At 69.5% G+C, this 19,404-nt stretch carries 11 protein-coding genes and 3 pseudogenes; 4 read left to right on the forward strand and 10 right to left on the reverse strand.

Annotated features, from left to right (window positions below; all coding sequences use genetic code 11):
* Positions 1–24: 24 nt before the first annotated feature.
* The gene (locus tag G4Q83_RS08910; protein ID WP_128418684.1) at positions 25–366 is read right to left on the reverse strand and encodes an FmdB family zinc ribbon protein; all 342 of its coding nucleotides are present in this window, start codon (positions 364–366) and stop codon (positions 25–27) included.
* 334 nt (positions 367–700) lie between these two features.
* On the opposite strand from G4Q83_RS08910, the gene G4Q83_RS08915 reads away from it, so the two are divergent.
* Complete coding sequence (locus G4Q83_RS08915) at positions 701–3,082, forward strand: TonB-dependent receptor domain-containing protein (RefSeq protein WP_128418683.1); 2,382 nt, start codon at positions 701–703, stop codon at positions 3,080–3,082.
* Positions 3,083–3,166: 84 nt separating this feature from the next.
* On the forward strand, positions 3,167–5,323 hold the full coding sequence (locus G4Q83_RS08920; RefSeq protein WP_128418682.1) for a phosphocholine-specific phospholipase C: 2,157 nt from the start codon (positions 3,167–3,169) through the stop codon (positions 5,321–5,323).
* 40 nt (positions 5,324–5,363) lie between these two features.
* Here G4Q83_RS08920 and G4Q83_RS08925 read toward each other — a convergent pair.
* The 3 genes and pseudogenes from G4Q83_RS08925 to G4Q83_RS08935 all read right to left on the reverse strand — a co-directional run.
* Positions 5,364–6,081 (reverse strand): annotated as a pseudogene (locus G4Q83_RS08925) (alpha/beta hydrolase); the annotation flags it as partial.
* A gap of 97 nt (positions 6,082–6,178) precedes the next feature.
* Complete coding sequence (locus G4Q83_RS08930; RefSeq protein ID WP_128418681.1) at positions 6,179–6,679, reverse strand: YcxB family protein; 501 nt, start codon at positions 6,677–6,679, stop codon at positions 6,179–6,181.
* Between the two features lie 120 nt (positions 6,680–6,799).
* Positions 6,800–8,656, reverse strand: a complete 1,857-nt coding sequence (locus G4Q83_RS08935; protein ID WP_185817385.1) for an ABC-F family ATP-binding cassette domain-containing protein — start codon at positions 8,654–8,656, stop codon at positions 6,800–6,802.
* A 255-nt stretch (positions 8,657–8,911) separates the two neighbouring features.
* Here G4Q83_RS08935 and G4Q83_RS08940 point away from each other — a divergent pair, with 255 nt between their 5' ends.
* Together G4Q83_RS08940 and G4Q83_RS08945 are read left to right on the forward strand one after the other, a co-directional pair.
* On the forward strand, positions 8,912–11,302 hold the full coding sequence (locus G4Q83_RS08940) for a TonB-dependent receptor plug domain-containing protein (protein ID WP_128418679.1): 2,391 nt from the start codon (positions 8,912–8,914) through the stop codon (positions 11,300–11,302).
* Positions 11,303–11,527: 225 nt separating this feature from the next.
* Positions 11,528–13,912 carry a TonB-dependent receptor plug domain-containing protein gene (locus tag G4Q83_RS08945; RefSeq protein WP_128418678.1) on the forward strand — a complete coding sequence of 795 codons (2,385 nt, stop codon included), beginning with the start codon at positions 11,528–11,530 and terminating at the stop codon, positions 13,910–13,912.
* On the opposite strand, the gene G4Q83_RS23240 is transcribed toward G4Q83_RS08945, so the two are convergent.
* The 6 genes and pseudogenes from G4Q83_RS23240 to G4Q83_RS08975 all read right to left on the reverse strand — a co-directional run bounded on the left by G4Q83_RS23240 (position 13,896) and on the right by G4Q83_RS08975 (position 19,397).
* A complete protein-coding gene (locus G4Q83_RS23240) occupies positions 13,896–14,198 on the reverse strand; it encodes a hypothetical protein (protein ID WP_246432329.1) in 303 nt (100 codons plus the stop codon). The two genes, G4Q83_RS08945 and G4Q83_RS23240, sit on opposite strands and share 17 nt — an antisense overlap.
* 2 nt (positions 14,199–14,200) lie before the next feature.
* A pseudogene (locus G4Q83_RS08955) lies at positions 14,201–14,395 on the reverse strand (PrpF domain-containing protein); the annotation flags it as partial.
* A gap of 141 nt (positions 14,396–14,536) precedes the next feature.
* Positions 14,537–14,715 (reverse strand): annotated as a pseudogene (locus G4Q83_RS08960) (SRPBCC domain-containing protein); the annotation flags it as partial.
* Between the two features lie 65 nt (positions 14,716–14,780).
* Positions 14,781–17,396 carry a Fe/S-dependent 2-methylisocitrate dehydratase AcnD gene (gene acnD / locus G4Q83_RS08965; RefSeq protein ID WP_128418661.1) on the reverse strand — a complete coding sequence of 872 codons (2,616 nt, stop codon included), beginning with the start codon at positions 17,394–17,396 and terminating at the stop codon, positions 14,781–14,783.
* A gap of 176 nt (positions 17,397–17,572) precedes the next feature.
* A complete protein-coding gene (prpC, locus tag G4Q83_RS08970) occupies positions 17,573–18,739 on the reverse strand; it encodes a bifunctional 2-methylcitrate synthase/citrate synthase (protein ID WP_128418660.1) in 1,167 nt (388 codons plus the stop codon).
* A gap of 43 nt (positions 18,740–18,782) precedes the next feature.
* The gene (locus G4Q83_RS08975; protein ID WP_128418659.1) at positions 18,783–19,397 is read right to left on the reverse strand and encodes a DUF1003 domain-containing protein; all 615 of its coding nucleotides are present in this window, start codon (positions 19,395–19,397) and stop codon (positions 18,783–18,785) included.
* Positions 19,398–19,404 lie beyond the last annotated feature (7 nt).

Raw genomic sequence — 19,404 nt, forward strand, 5'->3', positions numbered from 1 at the left:
CGTTCGCGTTGGAGGACGCAGGATTCAGGTCGCCGCGGGCTTGGCCGCCGGCGCCGGCGTGGCGGCCGCGGCGGGAGCCGCAGGCTTGGCCGTGCTGTCGGTGGAGGACGCCGCGGCGGCCGGTTTGGCCTCGCCGTCACTGGTGCTGCTGCCGGACTCGGTCAGATTGCGCTTCTTGTCGCCGTCCTTCTTGAAGTCGGTCTCGTACCAGCCACTGCCGGACAAGCGGAACGAGGGCGCGGTCAACTGCCGCTTGACCGCGGACGCGCCGCAGGACGGGCAGGTCTGCGGATCGGGATCGGACAGCTTCTGCAGGCGGTCGAAGCTGTGACCGCACTGGGCACATTGGAACGCATAGATCGGCATGGCGGCAAAAACGCGGGAAGAACGGGGACGACCAGTATGAGGCCCGGGCGCAGGCTTTCAAGCGATGCGGCCGGCTCGGGGGGTCAGGCCGTCGCCTGTCGTAGCCATGGCGACGGCGGCGGCAGCGCCGGCCGGCGACGTGGATCGGGCCGCGCCCGCACACGCAGCCGGCGCGGTGGGCCACCAGGCCCCGAAAAAAGGGGGCCGGGGTCCCGACGGAAGCAGGAACAGCCTCGGCGCGGATGCAGGCGCGCAGAGTCGCAAACCAGCCGTCACACCTGCGCAACCATGTGTCGACACCATCACGGTCCCAACCTGCAAGCGTTCGCCTTTGATGAATTTTTCGAAAAGTTCCCGTGTCCCGCGACGGACCACGCTGGCCCTGTTGCTGTCGGCAATGGTCGCCCACGCCCAGGCGGCGAACGCTGCCGCCGCTCCGGCCGACGCTGGCGAGCAGATCTCCACCCTGGACCAGGTCCAGGTGGTCGGCCAGGCCACCACCTATGCCAAGATCAGCGTCAGCAAGGAGATGCTGGACCGCCAGTTCGCGATGGGCAGCGTCAACGACGTGCTCAACGAGTTGCCCGGGGTGATCGTGACCGAGGCCGATGCGTTCGGCTCCTCCGACTGGGGCACGCAGATCAGCATGCGCGGCTTCGTCAGCAACCGCGACACCCAGCAGATCGGCACCACCATCGACGGCCTGCCCAACGGCGGCTCGGCCTATGGCGGCGGCTCCAAGGCCAACCGCTTCATCGACCCGCTCGATCTGGAGACGGTCGAAGTCAGCCAGGGCACCGCCGACATCGCCTCGCGCTCCAACGAAGCGCTGGGCGGCACGCTCAACTACCTGACCAGCGCGCCGCTCGACGCGCAGCGCGTGCGCGCGGCGGCGGGCATCGGCGACAACGACGCGCGCAAGTACTACGCGCGCTACGACAGCGGCCTGATCGGCGCCAGCAAGGCCTGGCTCAGCGCCTCGCACAGCAGCAACGACGACTGGATCGACGGCAGCGGCCACACCACCCGCGACCACCTGGCCGGCAAGTTCGACAGCGACCTGGGCGCGTGGAAACTCAGCGGCTACCTGTCCTACGACGACGCCGACGAATCCGAGTACAGCAGCGTCACCCCCGCGCAGTTCGCGCGCGATCCCGAGCACGACCTGCTGACCGGCCGCCTGACCGGCATCCCCTACCTGGACCAGAACTACCGCTCCGGCTCGCGCGCGCTGCGCAAGAACAGCTTCGGCTACCTGCGCGGCGCGTTCGACGGCGGCAACGGGGTCAAGGCCACGCTCGCCGGCTACGCGCACCGCATGCGCGGACGCGGCGACTGGATCCCGCCTTACCTGGTGGACGTGACCAACGACGGCGGCGGCGCGCCGGAATCGGAATACCTGGGCGGGCACACCGTGTCCGGCGGCAGCGATCTGGGCAAGATCTACTTCGTCACTCCCAGCGGCGCGGCGGCGGCCCGGCGGCCCGGCTGCCGCGGCAACGGGGCGCTGCCGGCCGAATTCGATCCGGCCTGCTATCCGGCCGGCTCGCTGCCGGTGCAGTCCTATCGCCACAGCCACTACGCCAACGAGCGCGCCGGCGTCACCGCCGATGCCCAATGGCGCACCGCCCTGGGGGCGATCGACAATACCGCGCGCGCCGGCGTGTGGCTGGAGCAGTACCGGCGCAGCGTCACCCGCGACTGGCACCGGCTGCTCAACGTCGGTACCAACATCGCCTTCGACCATGCCCCGTACTGGGTGCAGTTCAAGGACCGCTACGACACCGACGAGCGCATGCACTACGTGGAAGACGTCATGCGTTACGGCAATTTCGCCTGGCGCATGGGCGTCAAGCAGTTCTTCGTCGACCAGACCCGCGACCGCCGCATCGGCGCCAGCGCACACGTCGCATCGGACTCGCATTCCGATCCGCTGTTTTCCGCCGGCTTGACCTGGACCACCCCGGTGAAGGGCCTGGAAGCCTTCGCCGGCTACTCGCAGAACTTCGCCGCGATTCCTTCCGGCGTGCTCGGCGAGACCGACCCAGTGGCGCTGAGCCGGGTCAAGCCGGAGACCGCCGACAACATCGAGCTGGGCCTGCGCATCAGCCGTTGGCCGCTGACCGGCAGCGTCACCGTGTACGACATCCGCTTCGACAACCGCATCGTCTACGTGCCGGCCAATTTCGTCGACGGCATCGACTACCTCGGCGAGACCGACGGCGTCTACGAGAACTTCGGCGGCGTGCATGCGCGCGGCGTGGAAGCGGCGCTGGGCTATGGCTGGGGCAACGGCTGGCGGGTCAACGGCGCCTACACCTTCAACAAGGCGACCTACCTGGGCAGCGGCGACGCCGCGCGCGACACGGCACTGGAGATCACGCCCGGCGCGCAGGTGATCGGGCAACCGCGCAACACCCTGGTGGCCTCGGCCGACTGGCAGGGCCAGGCCTGGGCGTTCGGCCTCTCCGGGCGCTACCTCGGCAAGCGCTACCTGGATGCCTCCAACACGCGCAGCCTGGACGGCGCCACCACCTTCGATGCGCACCTGGGCCTGAGCCTGTCGCAACTATCGGCGCAGCTACAGGGCATGAAGCTGGATCTCAACGTCAGCAATCTCACCGACAAGCGCTACCTGCAGGGCGTGGACGGCAGCGACAGCGCCTTCATCGCCGCGCCGCGCACGGTCGGGCTGACCCTGACCCTGGATCTGTAGCCGCGCAGCAGCCATGCTGCGTCCTCGCCGGCGGCCTGGCGCCGCCGGCGAGCCCTCTCCTCATGTCCTGCCGGTGCCCGCGCCATGACCGATCTTCCCCGCCGCCGCCTGCTCCAGGCCGGCGTCGCCGCCGCCGCCGCGCTGCTGCCGCCCAGCATCGCCCGCGCCGCCGCGATCGCCCCGGACGTGCGCAGCGGCACCTTGCAGGACCTGCAACACGTGGTGATCCTGATGCAGGAGAACCGCGCCTTCGACCATTACTTCGGCAGCTTCGCCGGCGCACGCGGCTTCGGCGACCGCTTCCCGATCCCGGCGCCGCCGTTGCCCGGCAGCGCTCCGCGCAGCGTCTGGCTGCAACCCAGCGAAGACGGCAGCCGGCTGCTGACGCCGTTCCCGCTGCACACCGCGCGCGACTTCCGCAGCATGCGCGTGCAGGGCACCCCGCACACCTGGCCCAATGCGCAGCAGGCCTGGGACCATGGCCGCATGGGCCGCTGGGCCGCCGCCAAGCACGACCACGCGCTGGCCCACTTCGAACGCGACGACCTGCCGTTCCAGTTCGCGCTGGCCGAGGCCTTCACCCTGTGCGACGCCTACCACTGCGCGATCCAGGCCGGCACCAATCCCAACCGCGTGTTCCTGTGGACCGGGCACAACGATCCGCAGGCGCGCGCCGGCGGACCGGCGATCGCCAACTCGCACGACAACTTTCCCGAACTGGGCGGGTACGCGGACGACTACCGCTGGCCCAGCTACGTGGAAGCGCTGCAGCAGGCCGGCGTGTCCTGGCAGATCTACCAGGACATGGCCGACAACTTCACCGACAACCCGCTGGCCGGCTTCGCCCCGTTCCGCGCCGCCTGGCGCGGCGCGCCCGGGCACGATCCGCAACTGCGCGAACGCGGAGTCGGCACGCGCACGCTGGCGCAACTGCGCGAGGACGTGCTCGGCGCGCGGCTGCCGGCGGTGAGCTTCATCATCGCCGACGCCGCCGGCAGCGAGCATCCCGATCCGTCCAGCCCCGCGCAGGGCGCGGCCTACACCGCGCGCGTGCTGGATGCGTTGACCGCGGACCCGAAGGTCTGGTCGCGCACCGCGCTGCTGCTGATGTTCGACGAGAACGACGGTTTCTTCGACCACGTGCCGCCGCCTGCACCGCCCTCGCCCGATCCGGCGGCGCCCGGCGGCTGGGCCGGCGCGTCCACGGTGCGCACCGACGGCGAATACCACCTGCACCCGGCGCCGGGCGACGAAAAGGCCGACCTGCCCGAGTTGCGCGGCCGACCCTATGGGCTGGGCCCACGCGTGCCGATGTACGTGATCTCGCCGTGGAGCCGCGGCGGCTGGATCGATTCGCAGGTCTACGACCACACCTCGGTGCTGCGCCTGCTGGAACGCCGCTTCGGCGTCGCCGCCGCCGGCCTGACCCCGTGGCGCCGCGCGGTCTGCGGCGACCTGCTGGATGCCTTCGATTTCCGCCAGGCCGATACGCGCCCGTTCTTCGCCTCCCTGCCGGACGTCGGCGCCGCCGCAGCGCGCGCGGCCGCGCTGCACGAGCATGCGCTGCCGCCGCTGCCGGCCACCGTGCAGGCGCCGCAGCAGCCGTTCGGCGTACGCCGCTCGCGGGCATTGCCGTACCGCCCGACGGTGCAGCTGCAGCACGTGGATGCGCGCGGCGAAGTGCTGCTGCGCATGGCCAATGCCGGCGCGGCCGCGGTACTGCACGTCTACGACCGCTACGACCTGGCGGCGATCCCGCGGCGCTACACGGTCGGTGCCGGCGCGACGCTGGACGCCACCTGGACCACCTACGACGGCAGTTACGACCTGTGGCTGCTCGGCCCCAACGGCTTCCACCGCCACTACCGCGGCGACCTCGACGCGCCGCCGCTGTACGCCGAGATCGCCCAGGACGCGCACGATCCGCAGGCGCTGTGCCTGCTGCTGCGCAATCCCGGCAGCAGCGCGTTGCGCGTGGAACTGCAGCCGGGCGCGTATGCGCGGGCGCAACCGCACGACAGCGTGCTGCTGGCGCCCGGCACCGAGCAACGGCGCAGTTGGAGCGCGTCGCCGACTGGCGGCTGGTACGACCTGTGGCTGGTCCAGGACGGCGCGCGCCAGCGCCTGGCCGGACGCGTGGAAACCGGCAGGCACGGGGTCAGCGATCCGGCCATGGGCGGGCCGGCGCGGCTGTACCAGGACGATCCGATCGTGATGGGCGCGCTCGGCCCGCTCGGCTGAGCGTTGCCGCGTTCGCCTGGCGCGACGGCCGCCGCGATCCTCAGCGCGCGTCGGCCGCGTCCAGCATGCCGATGCTCCCCAGCCAGGTTTCCACCAGGTGCGGCCACTGCGCGACCGGCAGCTTGCCCGCGCGCAGACCGAAGGCATGGCCGCCCTGCGCGTACAGATGCATTTCCGTCGGCACGCCGGCCTGTTTCAGCGCGACGTAATAGGCAAGCGACTGCGTCACCCCATCCACCTCGTCGTCCTCGGCCTGCGGCAGGTAAGGTCGGCGGCGTGGTGGCGCTGACGGTGATGTCAAGGCGCAGATCCAGGCGGGTCGGATCGCGCGTGGCGCCGTCCTCGTCCTCGTGCGCCCACAGGTGGCCCGGATAGACAGCGATGGCGAAATCCGGGCGGCAACTCTCCGCGTCGGCCGCGGCCACCACCGGATACGTGCGCTTGGCGAAATGCGTGCTGGCCGCGGCCACCAGGTGCCCGCCCGCGGAAAAACCGATCACCCCGACCTGGTGCGGATCGATCCCCCACTGCGCCGCATGCAGGCGCACCAGGCCCAGCGTGCGCTGCGCGTCCTGCAGCGCGGTCTGTACCTTCGGATAGTAGCGGCGACCGTTGATCCAGGTCGGCCCCGAGTTCGGCACGCGGTATTTCAGCAGCACGCAAGTGATGCCGCGTGCGGTCAGCCAGTCGCAGATCTCGGTTCCTTCCAGATCCATGGCCAGGATCTGGTATCCACCGCCGGCAAGCGCCAAGCGGGCGATGGCCCGGCCATCCGCGCTGACAGTGCCTCAGACGGACGCCATGCACCTGCCGCGATCCTTCATCGGTATTCGCGCAGGCACCCGGCTATCGGCGCTACACGGCGCGCGCGTCGTCGCTTCCCACGCGCGCTGCCAGCCGTCGGAACGTCTCGCGTTGGGCGGCATCGGCGAACCAGGGGGTGGGCACCATGTCGAACAGCATGTCGTTGTGATACAGCAGCAGCACCTGCGGGCTCTCGCGATAACGGATGAAATCGGTCCAGGGACGGCGCGCCTGCCCGCCCGACCAGGTGACCTCCAGGCCGTTGTCGTCCCAGGCATAGGTGATGGCATGCCGCAGCGCCGCCTGTTGCGCATGCAGGCGCCGCAGCTTGCGCGGCAGTTTCCACCCGTACAGCAGGGCCAGGCCGATCAGGCAGCCGCCGCTCAGAACGAAGCCGATCAGGGGGACGGTGTCGCCGCTGCCGAACGCCGCAAGCGACATCCCGACAAGCAGCAGCGCCGCCATCAGCGTCAAGGCACGCCGCAGCGGGCGCCGCTGGTGCAGGTGCTGCGCGGCCAGATAGTCGTCCAGACTGATGATGCCGCTGATCATGGTCGGCCGGTCCCGTTCGCTGCTGCCGTTGGCACGAGCTTATTGGCGCGCGCATGAACGGGCATGCGCACGCGGCGCCGGAACGAAGGCGGCGTGCGCCCGCGACGCGAGCGCAGCGCCCTAGGCGCCCTCGATCAACTCCATCCACGCCTGCTCGGCCTGCGCCAGCTGCTGTGCGGCGGCTTCGCGGTCGCGGCCCAGCACCGCCATCTTCTCGGCGTCGGGGTAGTGCCTGGGGTCGGCGAGTTGGCGGTCGAGCTCGGCCAGCGCCGCCTCCAGCTCGCCGACGCGCGTCTCGGCGGCCGCCAGCTTGTGCGGGTTCGGCGGCTTCTTCGCCGGCAGCGGCTTGACCGGCGGCGGCGGGGTCGGCGCGGCCTCGGCCATCTTCTGCTTGGTGCCCTGCGCGGCCGGGCGGCTGCGCAGCCACGCCGCGTACTCGTCCAGGTCGCCGGCGAACGGCTCGACCACGCCGTCGGCCACGCGCCAGAACGTGTCGCAGACCAGGCCGATCAGGTGGCGGTCGTGCGAGACCATCACGATCGCGCCCTCGAAGTCGCTCAGCGCCTCGGCCAGCGCCTCGCGCATCTCCAGGTCCAGGTGGTTGGTCGGCTCGTCGAGCAGCAGCACGTTGGGCTGCTGCCAGGCGATCAGCGCCAGCGCCAGGCGCGCGCGCTCGCCGCCGGAGAAGCCGTCCACCACCTCGAAGGCGCGGTCGCCGGGGAAATTCCACTTGCCGAGGAAGTCGCGCAACGCCTGGATCGACGCGTCCGGCGAGCTCTCGCGGAAATGGTCGATCGGCGACTGCCCTTCGTGCAGCGACTCCACCGTGTGCTGAGCGAAGTAGCCGATGCGCAGGTCCGGATGCGCGCTGCGTTCGCCGCTCAGCAACGGGAGCTCGCCGACCAGGCTCTTGACCAGGGTCGACTTGCCGGCGCCGTTGGGGCCGAGCAGGCCGATGCGGTCGCCCGCCTCCAGGCCGAAGCCGGCCTGGCGCAGGATCACCTCGCGGCCGTAGCCGCAGTCGGCATGGTTGAGCCGGATCAGCGAATGCGGCAGCCGGTTCGGCTGCGCGAACGCGATGCGGAACTCGCGCTCGGCGCGCACCGCCTCGGTGCCGGCCATCTTCGCCAGCCGCTTCATCCGGCTCTGCGCCTGGCTGGCCTTGCTGGCCTGGGCCTTGAAGCGGTCGATGAAGCTCTGCAGGTGGGCGCGCTCGGCCTGCTCCTTCTCGTGCGCGATCTGCTGCTGGCGCAGTTGCTCGGTGCGCTGGCGCTCGAAATCGGTGTAGCCGCCGACGTACAGCTTGGCGCCGCCGCCGTGCAGGTGCAGGGTGTGGGTGGCGACGTTGTCGAGGAACTCGCGGTCGTGGCTGATCAGCAGCAGCGTGCCCGGGTACTTCAGCAGCCACTGCTCCAGCCACAGCACCGCGTCCATGTCCAGGTGGTTGGTCGGCTCGTCGAGCAGCAGCAGGTCCGAGGGCATCATCAGCGCCCGCGCCAGGTTCAGCCGCACCCGCCAGCCGCCGGAGAAGTCCTTGACCGGGCGCGCATGCGTCGCCGCCGGGAAGCCCAGGCCGTGCAGCAGCTTGCCGGCGCGCGCGGTGCCGTCGTAGCCGCCGACCTCTTCCAGGCGCACGTGCGCCGCGGCGACCGCCTCCCAGTCCTCGGCGGCCAGCGCATCGGCCTCGGCCTGCAGCGCCGCGGCCACCTCGGTGTCGCCGCCGAGCACGAAGTCCAGCGCCGGATCGGGCAGCGACGGGGTTTCCTGGGCGACGCTGGCGGTGCGCAGCTTGCCGGGCAACTCCACGTCGCCCTTGTCGGCCTCCAGCTCGCCGCGGATCGCCGCGAACAGGCTCGACTTGCCGGTGCCGTTGCGCCCGACCACGCCCACCCGATAGCCGGCATGCAGGGTCAGATCGACATTGGACAACAGCAACCGCTCGCCACGGCGCATGGCGAAGTTTCGAAGGGAAATCACAGCAGGGGCACTCGGCTAGCGGGGCGGCAGTGTAGCCGCTTCGCCCGGGATGGCCCACCCTGCGCCGGCCTTGCGGTGGGGGGGGCGGTCGACGCCGAGCCAGCCACCGGGGAAATCCGACCCAGTACCGTTTTTGTATACACACCAACGTTAAAAAAAGATTTCAATCGAATGCGTTGTCGCTGCACTGCAGCATGCCGGTCCCCGGCAATTTCCCAGACCCACGCCATACCCAAGCCCTGGAGTCTCCGGCCAATGATGCAACGCCCCCTTCCCCTGAGCAGCGCCCTCCTGATCGCCCTCGCCCCCGCCACCGGCGCCGCCCAGCAGGCCCAGGACCAAGCGCCGAAGACCCTGGACAACGTCATCGTCACCGGCACCCGCACCGCCGACCGCACGGTGGCCGAATCGCAGTCGCCGATCGACATCATCCGCCCCGAGTCGCTGCAGGCCACCGGCGCCAGCGATCTGGGCAGCGCCCTGGGCAGGCTGCTGCCGTCGCTGAACTTTCCGCGCCCGGCCATCAACGACGGCAACGACGCGCTGCGTCCGGCGACCCTGCGCGGCCTGTCGCCGGACGCGGTGCTGGTACTGCTCGACGGCAAACGCTACCACACCACCGCGCTGGTCAACTACAACCCGTCGGTCGGCCGCGGCTCGGCGCCGGCGGACCTGAACTCGATCCCGATCTCGGCAATCGCACGCATCGAGGTGCTGCGCGACGGCGCCTCCGCGCAGTACGGCTCGGACGCGATCGCCGGAGTGATCAACATCGTGCTCAAGCACGGCGCCGGCCACGACAGCGTCTCGGTCAACGGCGGCATCATGGACAAGGGCGATGGCGCGCAGAACGGGCTGGACGGCTCCTACGGGCTGGCCTTCGGCGCGCCCGGCGACGGTCAGGCGCCCGGCTGGGTACGGCTGTCCTGGAACTACCAGAACGCGATGAACACCAACCGCGCCGAGAACACCGACAAGGCCACCACGCGCGCCGGCGCCGCCAATCCCGGCGGCATTCCCTACCAGCGCTACGGCGACCCGGCGGTCACGACCTACCAGGGCCTGCTCAACTTCGGCTACGCGCTGACCGCACAGGTCGAACTGTACGGCTACGCCAACCTCAGCCGCCGCGAGGTGGTGTCCAACGGCTACTACCGGGCCTGGGACAACAGCGACCGCAACGTGCAGGCGGTCTATCCCAACGGCTTCCTGCCGCAGATCTACACCCCGTCCAACGACCGCGCTGCGGTGCTCGGCGTCAAAGGCGCTACCGACGGCGGATGGCACTGGGATCTCTCCGCCGACTACGGCGAGAACCAGGTGACCTTCAACCTGATCGACACCATCAATACCAATCTGTACCGGACCACCGGCGCCTCGCCCACGCGCTTCAACGCCGGCGGCTTCCGCAACCGGCAGGGGGCGCTCAATGCGGATGTCAGCAAGTCCTTCGACTGGGGCCTGGCCTATCCGGTCGATCTCGCCTTCGGGGCCGAATACCGCCAGGACAAGTACGCCGTCACCGCCGGCTCGCCGGATTCGTATTTCTTCGATCCGACCACGATCAATCCGGACACCAGCAGCCCATATCCAGGCGGCTCGCAGGTGTTCCCGGGACTGTCGCCCGCAGTGGCCGGCGACTTCAAGCGGCACAGCAAGGCAGTCTACGCCGACCTGGAAACCGACCTCACCGAGCGCCTCTCCGGCGGGGTGGCCGCACGCTATGAGGACTACAGCGACGCCGGCACGACCCGTTCCGGCAAACTGTCCACGCGCTACCAGGTCAACGACGCCTTCGCCGTGCGCGGCACCGTCTCCAACGGCTTCCGAGCGCCCTCGCTGGCGCAGCAGAACTACGCCTCGGTGGTGACCCTGCTGCAGAACGGCGCGCTGACCCAGATCGGCACCTACCGCACCTCCGACCCGGTGGCCATCGCCCTCGGCGCCAAGCCGCTGGCGCCGGAGAAATCCAGCAACTACAGCGTGGGCGCGGTCTGGCAGGCCGGCGCGGATTTCAGTTCCACCCTGGACCTGTACCAGATCCGGATCTGGAACCAGATCCTGTACTCGGACCAGCTATCGCTGGCCGAACCGATCGGCCAGGTCGGCGCGGCGCAGTTCTTCGTCAACGGCGCCACCACCCGCACCCGCGGCATCGACTGGGTGAACAACTACCTGCTCGATCTCGATCAGGCCGGCACGCTCGACCTGAGCCTGGGCGCCAACTACAACAAGACCGAGATCCGGGAAATCTCCGACCCCAACTTCCGCCGCGCCAGCCAGGGTCTGCTCACCGACGCCACGCCGCGCACCAAGTACGTGCTCAGCGGCGACTGGACCCTGGCCGACTGGACCCTGCACGGCGACGCCACCCGCTATGGCGCGATCACCCGGCGCGGCGACGCCGCCGACGGCAGCCAGGACCAGGCCTTCGCCGCGCGCTGGCTGCTGAACCTGTCCACCAGCTACACCTGGCGCGACCTCACTGTCAGCGTCGGCGCGGACAACGTCACCAACCAGTATCCGACCCGCTCGGCCCCCAGCAACATCTACGAAGACCGCCCCAATGGCCTGCAATACTCCTCGCTGTCCCCGTTCGGCTTCAACGGCCGCTACTGGTACGGGCGGGTGAACTACCGCTTCTGAGCCGCTGATCCGCGCCGGGGCCGGGGCTCGCGAAGGCGGCCACGGCCACCTCGGACCGGCAGCGATGGCAACTCATCAGAACGGAAAAGCATAAGAACATGCCGCAGCATCCTGCGACACCGCGCTCATGTTAAAAAAAATAATAAGGCGCCCTCAGGGCACCCCGCCTGGCCCCATGCGCCATCGGCCGCCCCGCCTGTCGTTCCGGCACCTGTTGGAGTTTGCATGAACCGTCCGTTGTCGCTTCTGGCGAGCGCCGTGCTCGCCGCCCTCGCTGCCCCTCCCGTCCTGGCCCAGGCCGCCGCCGACACCCCCAGCACCCTGGACACGGTGATCGTCACCGGCACCCGGGTCAGCGATCGCACCGTGGCCGAGTCGCCGTCGCCGATCGACATCATCAGCACCGAAGCGCTGCAGTCCACCGGCACCTCGGAACTGGCCACCGCGCTGTCGCGCGTGTTGCCTTCGCTGAACTTCCCGCGCCCGGCGCTGACCGACGGCACCAGCGGCATCCGCCCGGCGCAGCTGCGCGGACTGTCGCCCGACCAGGTGCTGGTGCTGGTCAACGGCAAGCGCCGCCACACCTCCGCGCAGATCAACGTCAACGGCAGCATCGGCCGCGGCGCCTCGGCGGTGGACATCAACGCGATCCCGATCGCGGCGATCGAACGCGTGGAAGTGCTGCGCGACGGCGCCTCGGCGCAGTACGGCTCCGACGCCATCGCCGGGGTGATCAACATCGTGCTCCAGGGCGCCAGCCAGGGCGGCAGCCTGGCGATCGATCACGGCCAGTCTTCGGCCGGCGACGGCGCCAAGTCGCAGCTCTCCGGCGAGGCCGGGGTCGGCTTCGGCGACGGCCGCGGCAGCCTGCACGTGGCCGGCCAGATCAGCCAGCAGGACGAGACCAACCGCGCCGGCCCCTACCAGGGCACCGCACCGAACACCGGCAACTATCCGGGCATCGGCCAGACCACCTTCGTCTACGGCGATCCCCAGGTCGACGCGACCGCGGTCTCGGCCAACGGCGAGTTCCGCTTCGGCGACCGCGTCACCGGCTACGCCACCGCCATCGCCAGCAATCGCGACATCACCTCGTTCGCGTTCTACCGCTCCCGCAACCACAACGGGCAGAGCGCGCTGCTGGTGCAGACCTACCCCGACGGCTACGTGCCGGAGATCGACCAGTACTCCAAGGACCGCTCGCTGGTGGCCGGGCTCAAGGGCGCCACCGAGGGCGGCTTCGGCTGGGACGTGAGCTACAACTACGGCTACAACAAGATCGACTTCAACACCCGCAACAGCATCAACTACAGCCTGGGCACCGACAGCCCGAGCAGCTTCCACGACGGCGCGCTCGAGTACACCCAGAACATCGTCAACGCCGACTTCACCCAGCCGCTGGAATGGGGCCTGGCGTACCCGGTGACGCTGTCCTTCGGCGCCGAGTACCGCCAGGAGAAGTGGAACCAGTCGCCGGGCGAGCTGGCCTCCTACACCGGCGCCACCGGCGGCGCGCAGGGCTTCGCCGGCTTCTCGCCGGCCAACGCGGTGCATTCGGACCGCCACAACCACGCCGTCTACGCCGGCCTGGAAGCCGACTTCACCGACACGTTCTCCGCCGGCCTCACCGGCCGCTACGAGGACTACTCGGACTTCGGCAGCAAGCGCTCGGGCAAGCTGTCGGCGCGCTACGCCTTCACCGACAAGGTGGCGCTGCGCGGCACCGTGGCCAGCGGTTTCCGCGCCCCGTCGCTGGCGCAGCAGCAGTACCAGGCGGTGACCAGCAACTACATCAACGGCAGCTTCTTCGAATCAGGCACCTTCCCGGTGGGCAGCGCCGTGGCCCAGGCGCTGGGCGCCGCGCCACTGAAGGCGGAGACCTCGCTGTCCTACAGCCTGGGGCTGGTGCTGCAGCCGGTCGAGCGCCTGTACGTGACCCTGGACGCCTACCAGATCAAGATCGACGACCGCATCCTGCTGTCCTCCAACCTCAACGACGCCGCGGTGCTGGCGCAGCTGCGCGGCCTGGGCTATTCCAACGTCACCAGCGTACGCTACTTCAGCAACGCGGCCGACACCCGCACCCGCGGCGTGGACCTGGTCGGCACCTACACGATCCCCTTCGCGGCCAGTTCGCTGGACCTCACCGCCAGCTACGGCTACAGCAAGACCGAGATCACCCACGCGGTCGAACAGCCGCAGGCGCTGGTGGACATCGGCTCGACCCAGACCACCCTGGGCCGCGACGAGATCGGCCGCCTGGAGGACAGCTTCCCCAAGGACAAGCTCATCCTCAGCGGCAGCTGGAAGCTGCAGCACTGGGACTTCAACCTGGCCGCCACGCGCTACGGCGATTTCACCGTCCGCAACTCGGCCAGCGCCGCCCGCGACCAGACCTACGACGCGAGCTGGGTGGTGGACGCCTCGGCCAGCTTCAAGCCCAGCGACAACTGGATCCTGAGCCTGGGCGCGGACAACCTGCTCGACCAGTACCCGGACAAGACCGCCAATCTGATCAATTCCACCTACGGCATGCTGCCGTACAGCAACTACTCGCCGTACGGCTTCAACGGCGCCTACGTGTACGCGCGGATCAACTACCGCTGGTGATCGCCACGTAAGGGCACCGCCCTCTCCCGTGCGCGGGAGAGGGTTCCGCAGCGATCTCGCACTCGGCCATGCGCCAGATCTCTGCCTGCTGCGCGTCCCTGCCCCCCCGGACCTTCCTGCATCCGCTGCTGCGCCTCCATGCCACCTGCCGCTCGCGCTGCTGATCCAGCGCCTGCGCCTGCTGCACCGTGTCGTGCATCGGCGCCGCCTGCTGCGACACGTCCGTGGCGGCGCGCAAGCCGGGCGTCGTGCCGGACACCCACACCTTCTCGCCCGCCATCTGCACGCGGTCGATCTTGCCCGCCTCGGCGATGCCCTGGTGCTGGACGTCGCCCCGCCCATGCCGTCGATCTGCTTGGCGTAGGGATCGGGACTGCCGATCACCCGCAGCAGCAGCGCATCGCGCGCCGCGCCGGGCAACTGCGCGGCGGCCGGCAGATCCTGCAGGCGGAAGAACACGCCCTTGGACGTGCCGCCGCGCATGTAGGTGGCGGGAATGCGGAGCTGGGGAACTAGGACATGGGAGTTTCCGGTCGACGCGGATGAAGGGAACTGCTCAGGGGTTGGCCGGGATCTCGGCCTCGACCAGCAGCGCCAGCAGGGTCAGCAGGGTCAGCGACTCCTGAAGGAGATCCTGAAGCTGCCGCCCACGCGCGCATCCAAGGCATGCACGGTGGCGATGTGGCCGTGCGGCGGCAGCCATTTGGCCAGCGCCGCCGGTTCCAGGAACGCGCGGTAGATGCGCTCGGCCGCGCGCGCAGGACGCGGCGCAGGCGGACGGTACCGGTGTTGCCCTTGCTCATGATGGTGTCCTCATCGGTGAAGGCGCGCACAGGATGGCACGCGCCTGATGACACCGACGAACGGGTCAGGCGATTTTCGACATGTCCAGGAAATCCTGCGCGAAGCGCTGCAGCACGCCGCCGGCTTCGTAGATCGCCAGTTCCTCGGCGGTGTCCAGGCGGCAGGTCACCGGCACCTCCACGCGCGCGCCGTCGTTGCGGGTAATGGCCAGGGTCAGCGTGGCGCCGGGCGTGCGCGCGCCGAGCACGTCGAAGGTCTCGCTGCCGTCGATGCCCAACGTCTTGCGCGTGGTGCCGGGCAGGAATTCCAGCGGCAGCACGCCCATGCCGACCAGGTTGGTGCGGTGGATGCGCTCGAAGCCCTCGGCCACGATCGCCTGGACCCCGGCCAGGCGCACGCCCTTGGCCGCCCAGTCGCGCGAGGAGCCCTGCCCGTAGTCGGCGCCGGCGACGATCAGCAGCGGCTGCCTGCGCGCCATGTAGGTCTCGATCGCCTCCCACATGCGCAGCACCTGCCCTTCCGGCTCCAGCCGGGTCAGCGAACCGCGCTGGACCTGGCCATCGACCACGGCCATCTCGTTGAGCAGCTGCGGATTGGCGAAGGTGGCGCGCTGCGCGGTGAGGTGGTCGCCGCGGTGGGTGGCGTAGGAATTGAAGTCCTCTTCGGGCACGCCCATCCGGATCAGGTATTCGCCGGCCGCGCTGTCGGCCAGGATCGCGTTGGACGGCGACAGGTGGTCGGTGGTGATGTTGTCGCCGAGCACGGCCAGCGCGCGCATGCCGCGCAGCGTGCGTGCGCCGGCCAATGCGCCTTCCCAGTATGGCGGGCGGCGAATGTAGGTGCTGCGCTCGCGCCAGTCGTACAACGGGCTGACCGGGGCGCCGTGCGCCACGCGCACGTTGAACATCGGGTTGTAGACGCGGCGGAACTGCTCCGGCTTCACCGCCGCCTTCACCACCGCGTCGATCTCGGCGTCGCTGGGCCAGATGTCCTTCAGGCGCACGGCGTTGCCGGCGGCGTCCACGCCCAGCACGTCCTGCTCGATGTCGAAGCGCACGGTACCGGCGATGGCGTAGGCGATCACCAGCGGCGGCGAGGCCAGGAAGGCCTGCTTGGCATAGGGGTGGATGCGGCCGTCGAAGTTGCGGTTGCCCGACAGCACGGCGGTGGCGTACAGGTCGCGGTCGATGATCTCCTGCTGGATCGCCGGGTCCAGCGCGCCGCTCATGCCGTTGCAGGTGGTGCAGGCGAAGGCGACGATGCCGAACCCCAGTTTCTCAAGGTCCGTCAGCAGGCCGGCTTCTTCCAGGTACAGCTGCACCGCCTTGGAGCCGGGCGCCAGCGAGGTCTTGACCCACCGCTTGCGTTGCAGCCCGCGCGCATTGGCGTTGCGCGCCAGCAGGCCGGCGGCGATGACGTTGCGCGGATTGGAGGTATTGGTGCAGCTGGTGATGGCGGCGATGATCACCGCGCCGTCGGGCAGCAGGCCCTGCGCCTGCTCGGCCTTGCCGGCATCGAGCTTGGACGCATCGGCGATGCCGTGCTCGGCCAGTTCGGCGGTCGCCACCCGCCGGTGCGGATTGCTCGGGCCGGCCATGTTGCGCACCACGGTGGACAGGTCGAAGCGCAGTACGCGCTCGTAGTGCGCGCTCGCCAGCGCATCGGCCCACAGCCCGGCGGTGCGGGCGTAGTGCTCCACCAACGCGACCTGCGCGTCCTGGCGCCCGGTCAGGCGCAGGTAGTCGATGGTCTGCCGGTCGATGTAGAACATCGCCGCGGTGGCGCCGTACTCCGGGCACATGTTGGAGATGGTGGCGCGGTCGCCGATGGTCAGCGCGGCGGCGCCGCTGCCGAAAAATTCGAGATAGGCGCCGACCACCTTCTGCGCGCGCAGGAACTCGGTCAGCGCCAACACCACGTCGGTGGCGGTGATGCCCGGCTGCGGCCTGCCGGTCAGCTCCACGCCGACGATGTCCGGCAGGCGCATCCACGAGGCGCGGCCGAGCATCACGTTCTCCGCTTCCAGCCCGCCGACGCCGATGGCGATCACGCCCAGCGCATCCACGTGCGGGGTGTGGCTGTCGGTGCCCACGCAGGTATCCGGGAAGGCGACGCCGTCCTGCACGTAGACCACCGGCGACATCTTCTCCAGGTTGATCTGGTGCATGATGCCGTTGCCCGGCGGGATCACGTCCACGTTCTGGAACGCCTGCCTGGTCCAGTCGATGAAGTGGAAACGGTCTTCGTTGCGGCGATCCTCGATGGCGCGGTTCTTCGCGAACGCCTGCGGATCGGCGCCGCCGCACTCCACCGCCAGCGAGTGGTCGACGATCAGCTGCACCGGCACCACCGGATTGACCTTGGCCGGATCGCCGCCCATGTCGGCGATCGCATCGCGCAACCCGGCCAGGTCCACCAGCGCGGTCTGGCCGAGGATGTCGTGGCACACCACGCGCGCCGGGAACCACGGGAAATCCAGGTCGCGGCGACGTTCGATCAACTGGGTCAGCGAGGCGTTCAAGGCCGCCGGATCGCAGCGCCGCACCAGGTTCTCGGCGAACACGCGCGAGGTGTACGGCAGCGTGGCATAGGCGCCGGGCCGGATGACATCGACCGCGGCGCGCGCGTCGAAGTAATCCAGCGACGTGCCTGGCAGGACGGTGCGGTAGTGGCTGTTCATGGCTGGCTACGAAGTGGGGAAATAGAGCGGACGGGGATGCTTGGCAGGATTCGGGACTGGGGGCTGGGACTCGGAAAAGCGGCGCCAAGCATCTCCAGCGCAGCGGATGCGCTCAGCCTGCTTCGTCGGCGGTATGCTTTTCGAGTCCCGAGTCCCGAGTCCCGAGTCCCGAAACGTCAGCTCCGCTGGTCGATCGGCACAAACGCCTGGTCTTCCGGCCCGGTGTAGTGCGCGCTGGGGCGGATGATCTTGCCGTCGATGCGCTGCTCGATGATGTGCGCGCTCCAGCCGGCGGTGCGCGCGATCACGAACAGCGGGGTGAACATCGCCGTCGGCACGCCCATCATGTGGTAGCTGACCGCGCTGAACCAGTCCAGGTTCGGGAACATCTTCTTGATCTCCCACATCACCGCCTCCAGGCGCTCGGCGATGTCGTACATCTTGCGGCTGCCCTGCGCGTCGGACAGCTCGCGCGCCACGTCCTTGATCACCTGGTTGCGCGGATCGCTGACCGTGTACACCGGGTGGCCGAAACCGATGATCACGTCCTTGCGCTCGACCCGCGCGCGGATGTCGGCTTCGGCCTCGTCGGGCGTGTCGTAGCGCTTCTGCACCTCAAACGCGACCTCGTTGGCGCCGCCGTGCTTGGGCCCGCGCAGCGCGCCGATGCCGCCGGCGATGGCGCTGTACATGTCGCTGCCGGTGCCGGCGATGACCCGGCAGGCGAAGGTGGAGGCGTTGAACTCGTGCTCGGCGTACAGGATCAGGCTGGTGTGCATCGCCTGCACCCATTCCTCATGCGGTTTGAAGCCGTGCAGCAGGTGCAGGAAATGCCCGCCGATCGAATCGTCGTCGGTCTCCCCCTCGATGCGCCGGCCGTTGTGGCTGTAGTGGTACCAGTACAGCAGCATCGAACCCAGCGAGGCCATCAGCTTGTCGGCGATGTCGCGCGCGCCGGGATGGTTGTGGTCGTCCTTCTCCGGCTGCACGCAGCCCAGCACCGACACGCCGGTACGCATCACGTCCATCGGGTGCGCCGACGGCGGCAGCTGTTCCAGCGCCGCCTTGACCGCGGCCGGCACCCCGCGCAGCGAGCGCAGCTTGGCCTTGTAGCCGCGCAGCTCGCTGTTGCTGGGCAGCTTGCCGTGCACCAGCAGGTAGGCGATCTCCTCAAACTGGCTGCTGCGCGCCAGGTCCAGGATGTCGTAGCCGCGGTAGTGCAGGTCGTTGCCGCTGCGGCCCACCGTGCACAGCGCGGTGTTGCCGGCGGCGGTGCCGGACAGGGCCACCGATTTCTTCGGCTTGAAGGGCGTGGCGGGGTGTGGGGCGGTGCGGTCGTTCATCGGCGGATCTCCCCGGTGTTCGCGGTCGTATGTGCGCAAATGGTCAATGCGCCGGCGGGTCCGGCGGCAGTTCCGGCGGCAGTCCGCCGGTGCGCTCGAGCAATTGCTGCAGCATGGCGATCTGGCGGTTCTGCAGCTCGACCAGCGTCATCCAGTCCTGCTCGCGCAGCCGGTTGAGCTTCTCGTGTACCTGCAGGATCTCCAGTTCGGACTTGATGTTGACCTCGTAGTCGTTCTGCGCGCGCAGGCGGTCCACCGCGGCCTGGCGGTTCTGGCTCATCATGATCACCGGCGCCTGGATGGCGGCCAGGCACGACAGGCACAGGTTGAGCAGGATGTAGGGATACGGATCGAAGGCGTGCGCCAGCACCAGGCTGTTGAGCGCGATCCACGCCAGCAGCACCAGGCCGAAGCCGATGATGAAGCTCCAGCTGCCGCCGATCTCGGCCACCCGGTCGGCGATACGTTCGCCCAGCGAGCGGTCGCGGTCGGCCTGCTTGACGATGTCGCGCGCCACATGGCGCTTGGCGATGAAGCGCTCCACCACCTGCCGCTCGGCATCGGGCAGCTTCTCCAGATCGGTCTGCAGCAGGTGCCGCGCGGTCTGGCGGCGGTCGATGCGGCCGCGCGGCGAGGTGGTGTCGGCATGGGTGTTCATGGACGCG

It is taken from the genome of Xanthomonas theicola, assembly GCF_014236795.1.
Taxonomy (GTDB): domain Bacteria; phylum Pseudomonadota; class Gammaproteobacteria; order Xanthomonadales; family Xanthomonadaceae; genus Xanthomonas_A; species Xanthomonas_A theicola.

Excerpts from the sequence above, each read along its gene's own strand:
- G4Q83_RS08910 (WP_128418684.1), bottom strand. The coding sequence starts at position 366 with ATGCCGATCTATGCGTTCCAATGTGCCCAGTGCGGTCACAGCTTCGAC.
- G4Q83_RS08915 (WP_128418683.1), top strand. The coding sequence starts at position 701 with ATGAATTTTTCGAAAAGTTCCCGTGTCCCGCGACGGACCACGCTGGCC.
- G4Q83_RS08920 (WP_128418682.1), top strand. The coding sequence starts at position 3,167 with ATGACCGATCTTCCCCGCCGCCGCCTGCTCCAGGCCGGCGTCGCCGCC.
- G4Q83_RS08930 (WP_128418681.1), bottom strand. The coding sequence starts at position 6,679 with ATGATCAGCGGCATCATCAGTCTGGACGACTATCTGGCCGCGCAGCAC.
- G4Q83_RS08940 (WP_128418679.1), top strand. The coding sequence starts at position 8,912 with ATGATGCAACGCCCCCTTCCCCTGAGCAGCGCCCTCCTGATCGCCCTC.
- G4Q83_RS08945 (WP_128418678.1), top strand. The coding sequence starts at position 11,528 with ATGAACCGTCCGTTGTCGCTTCTGGCGAGCGCCGTGCTCGCCGCCCTC.
- acnD (WP_128418661.1), bottom strand. The coding sequence starts at position 17,396 with ATGAACAGCCACTACCGCACCGTCCTGCCAGGCACGTCGCTGGATTAC.
- prpC (WP_128418660.1), bottom strand. The coding sequence starts at position 18,739 with ATGAACGACCGCACCGCCCCACACCCCGCCACGCCCTTCAAGCCGAAG.
- G4Q83_RS08975 (WP_128418659.1), bottom strand. The coding sequence starts at position 19,397 with ATGAACACCCATGCCGACACCACCTCGCCGCGCGGCCGCATCGACCGC.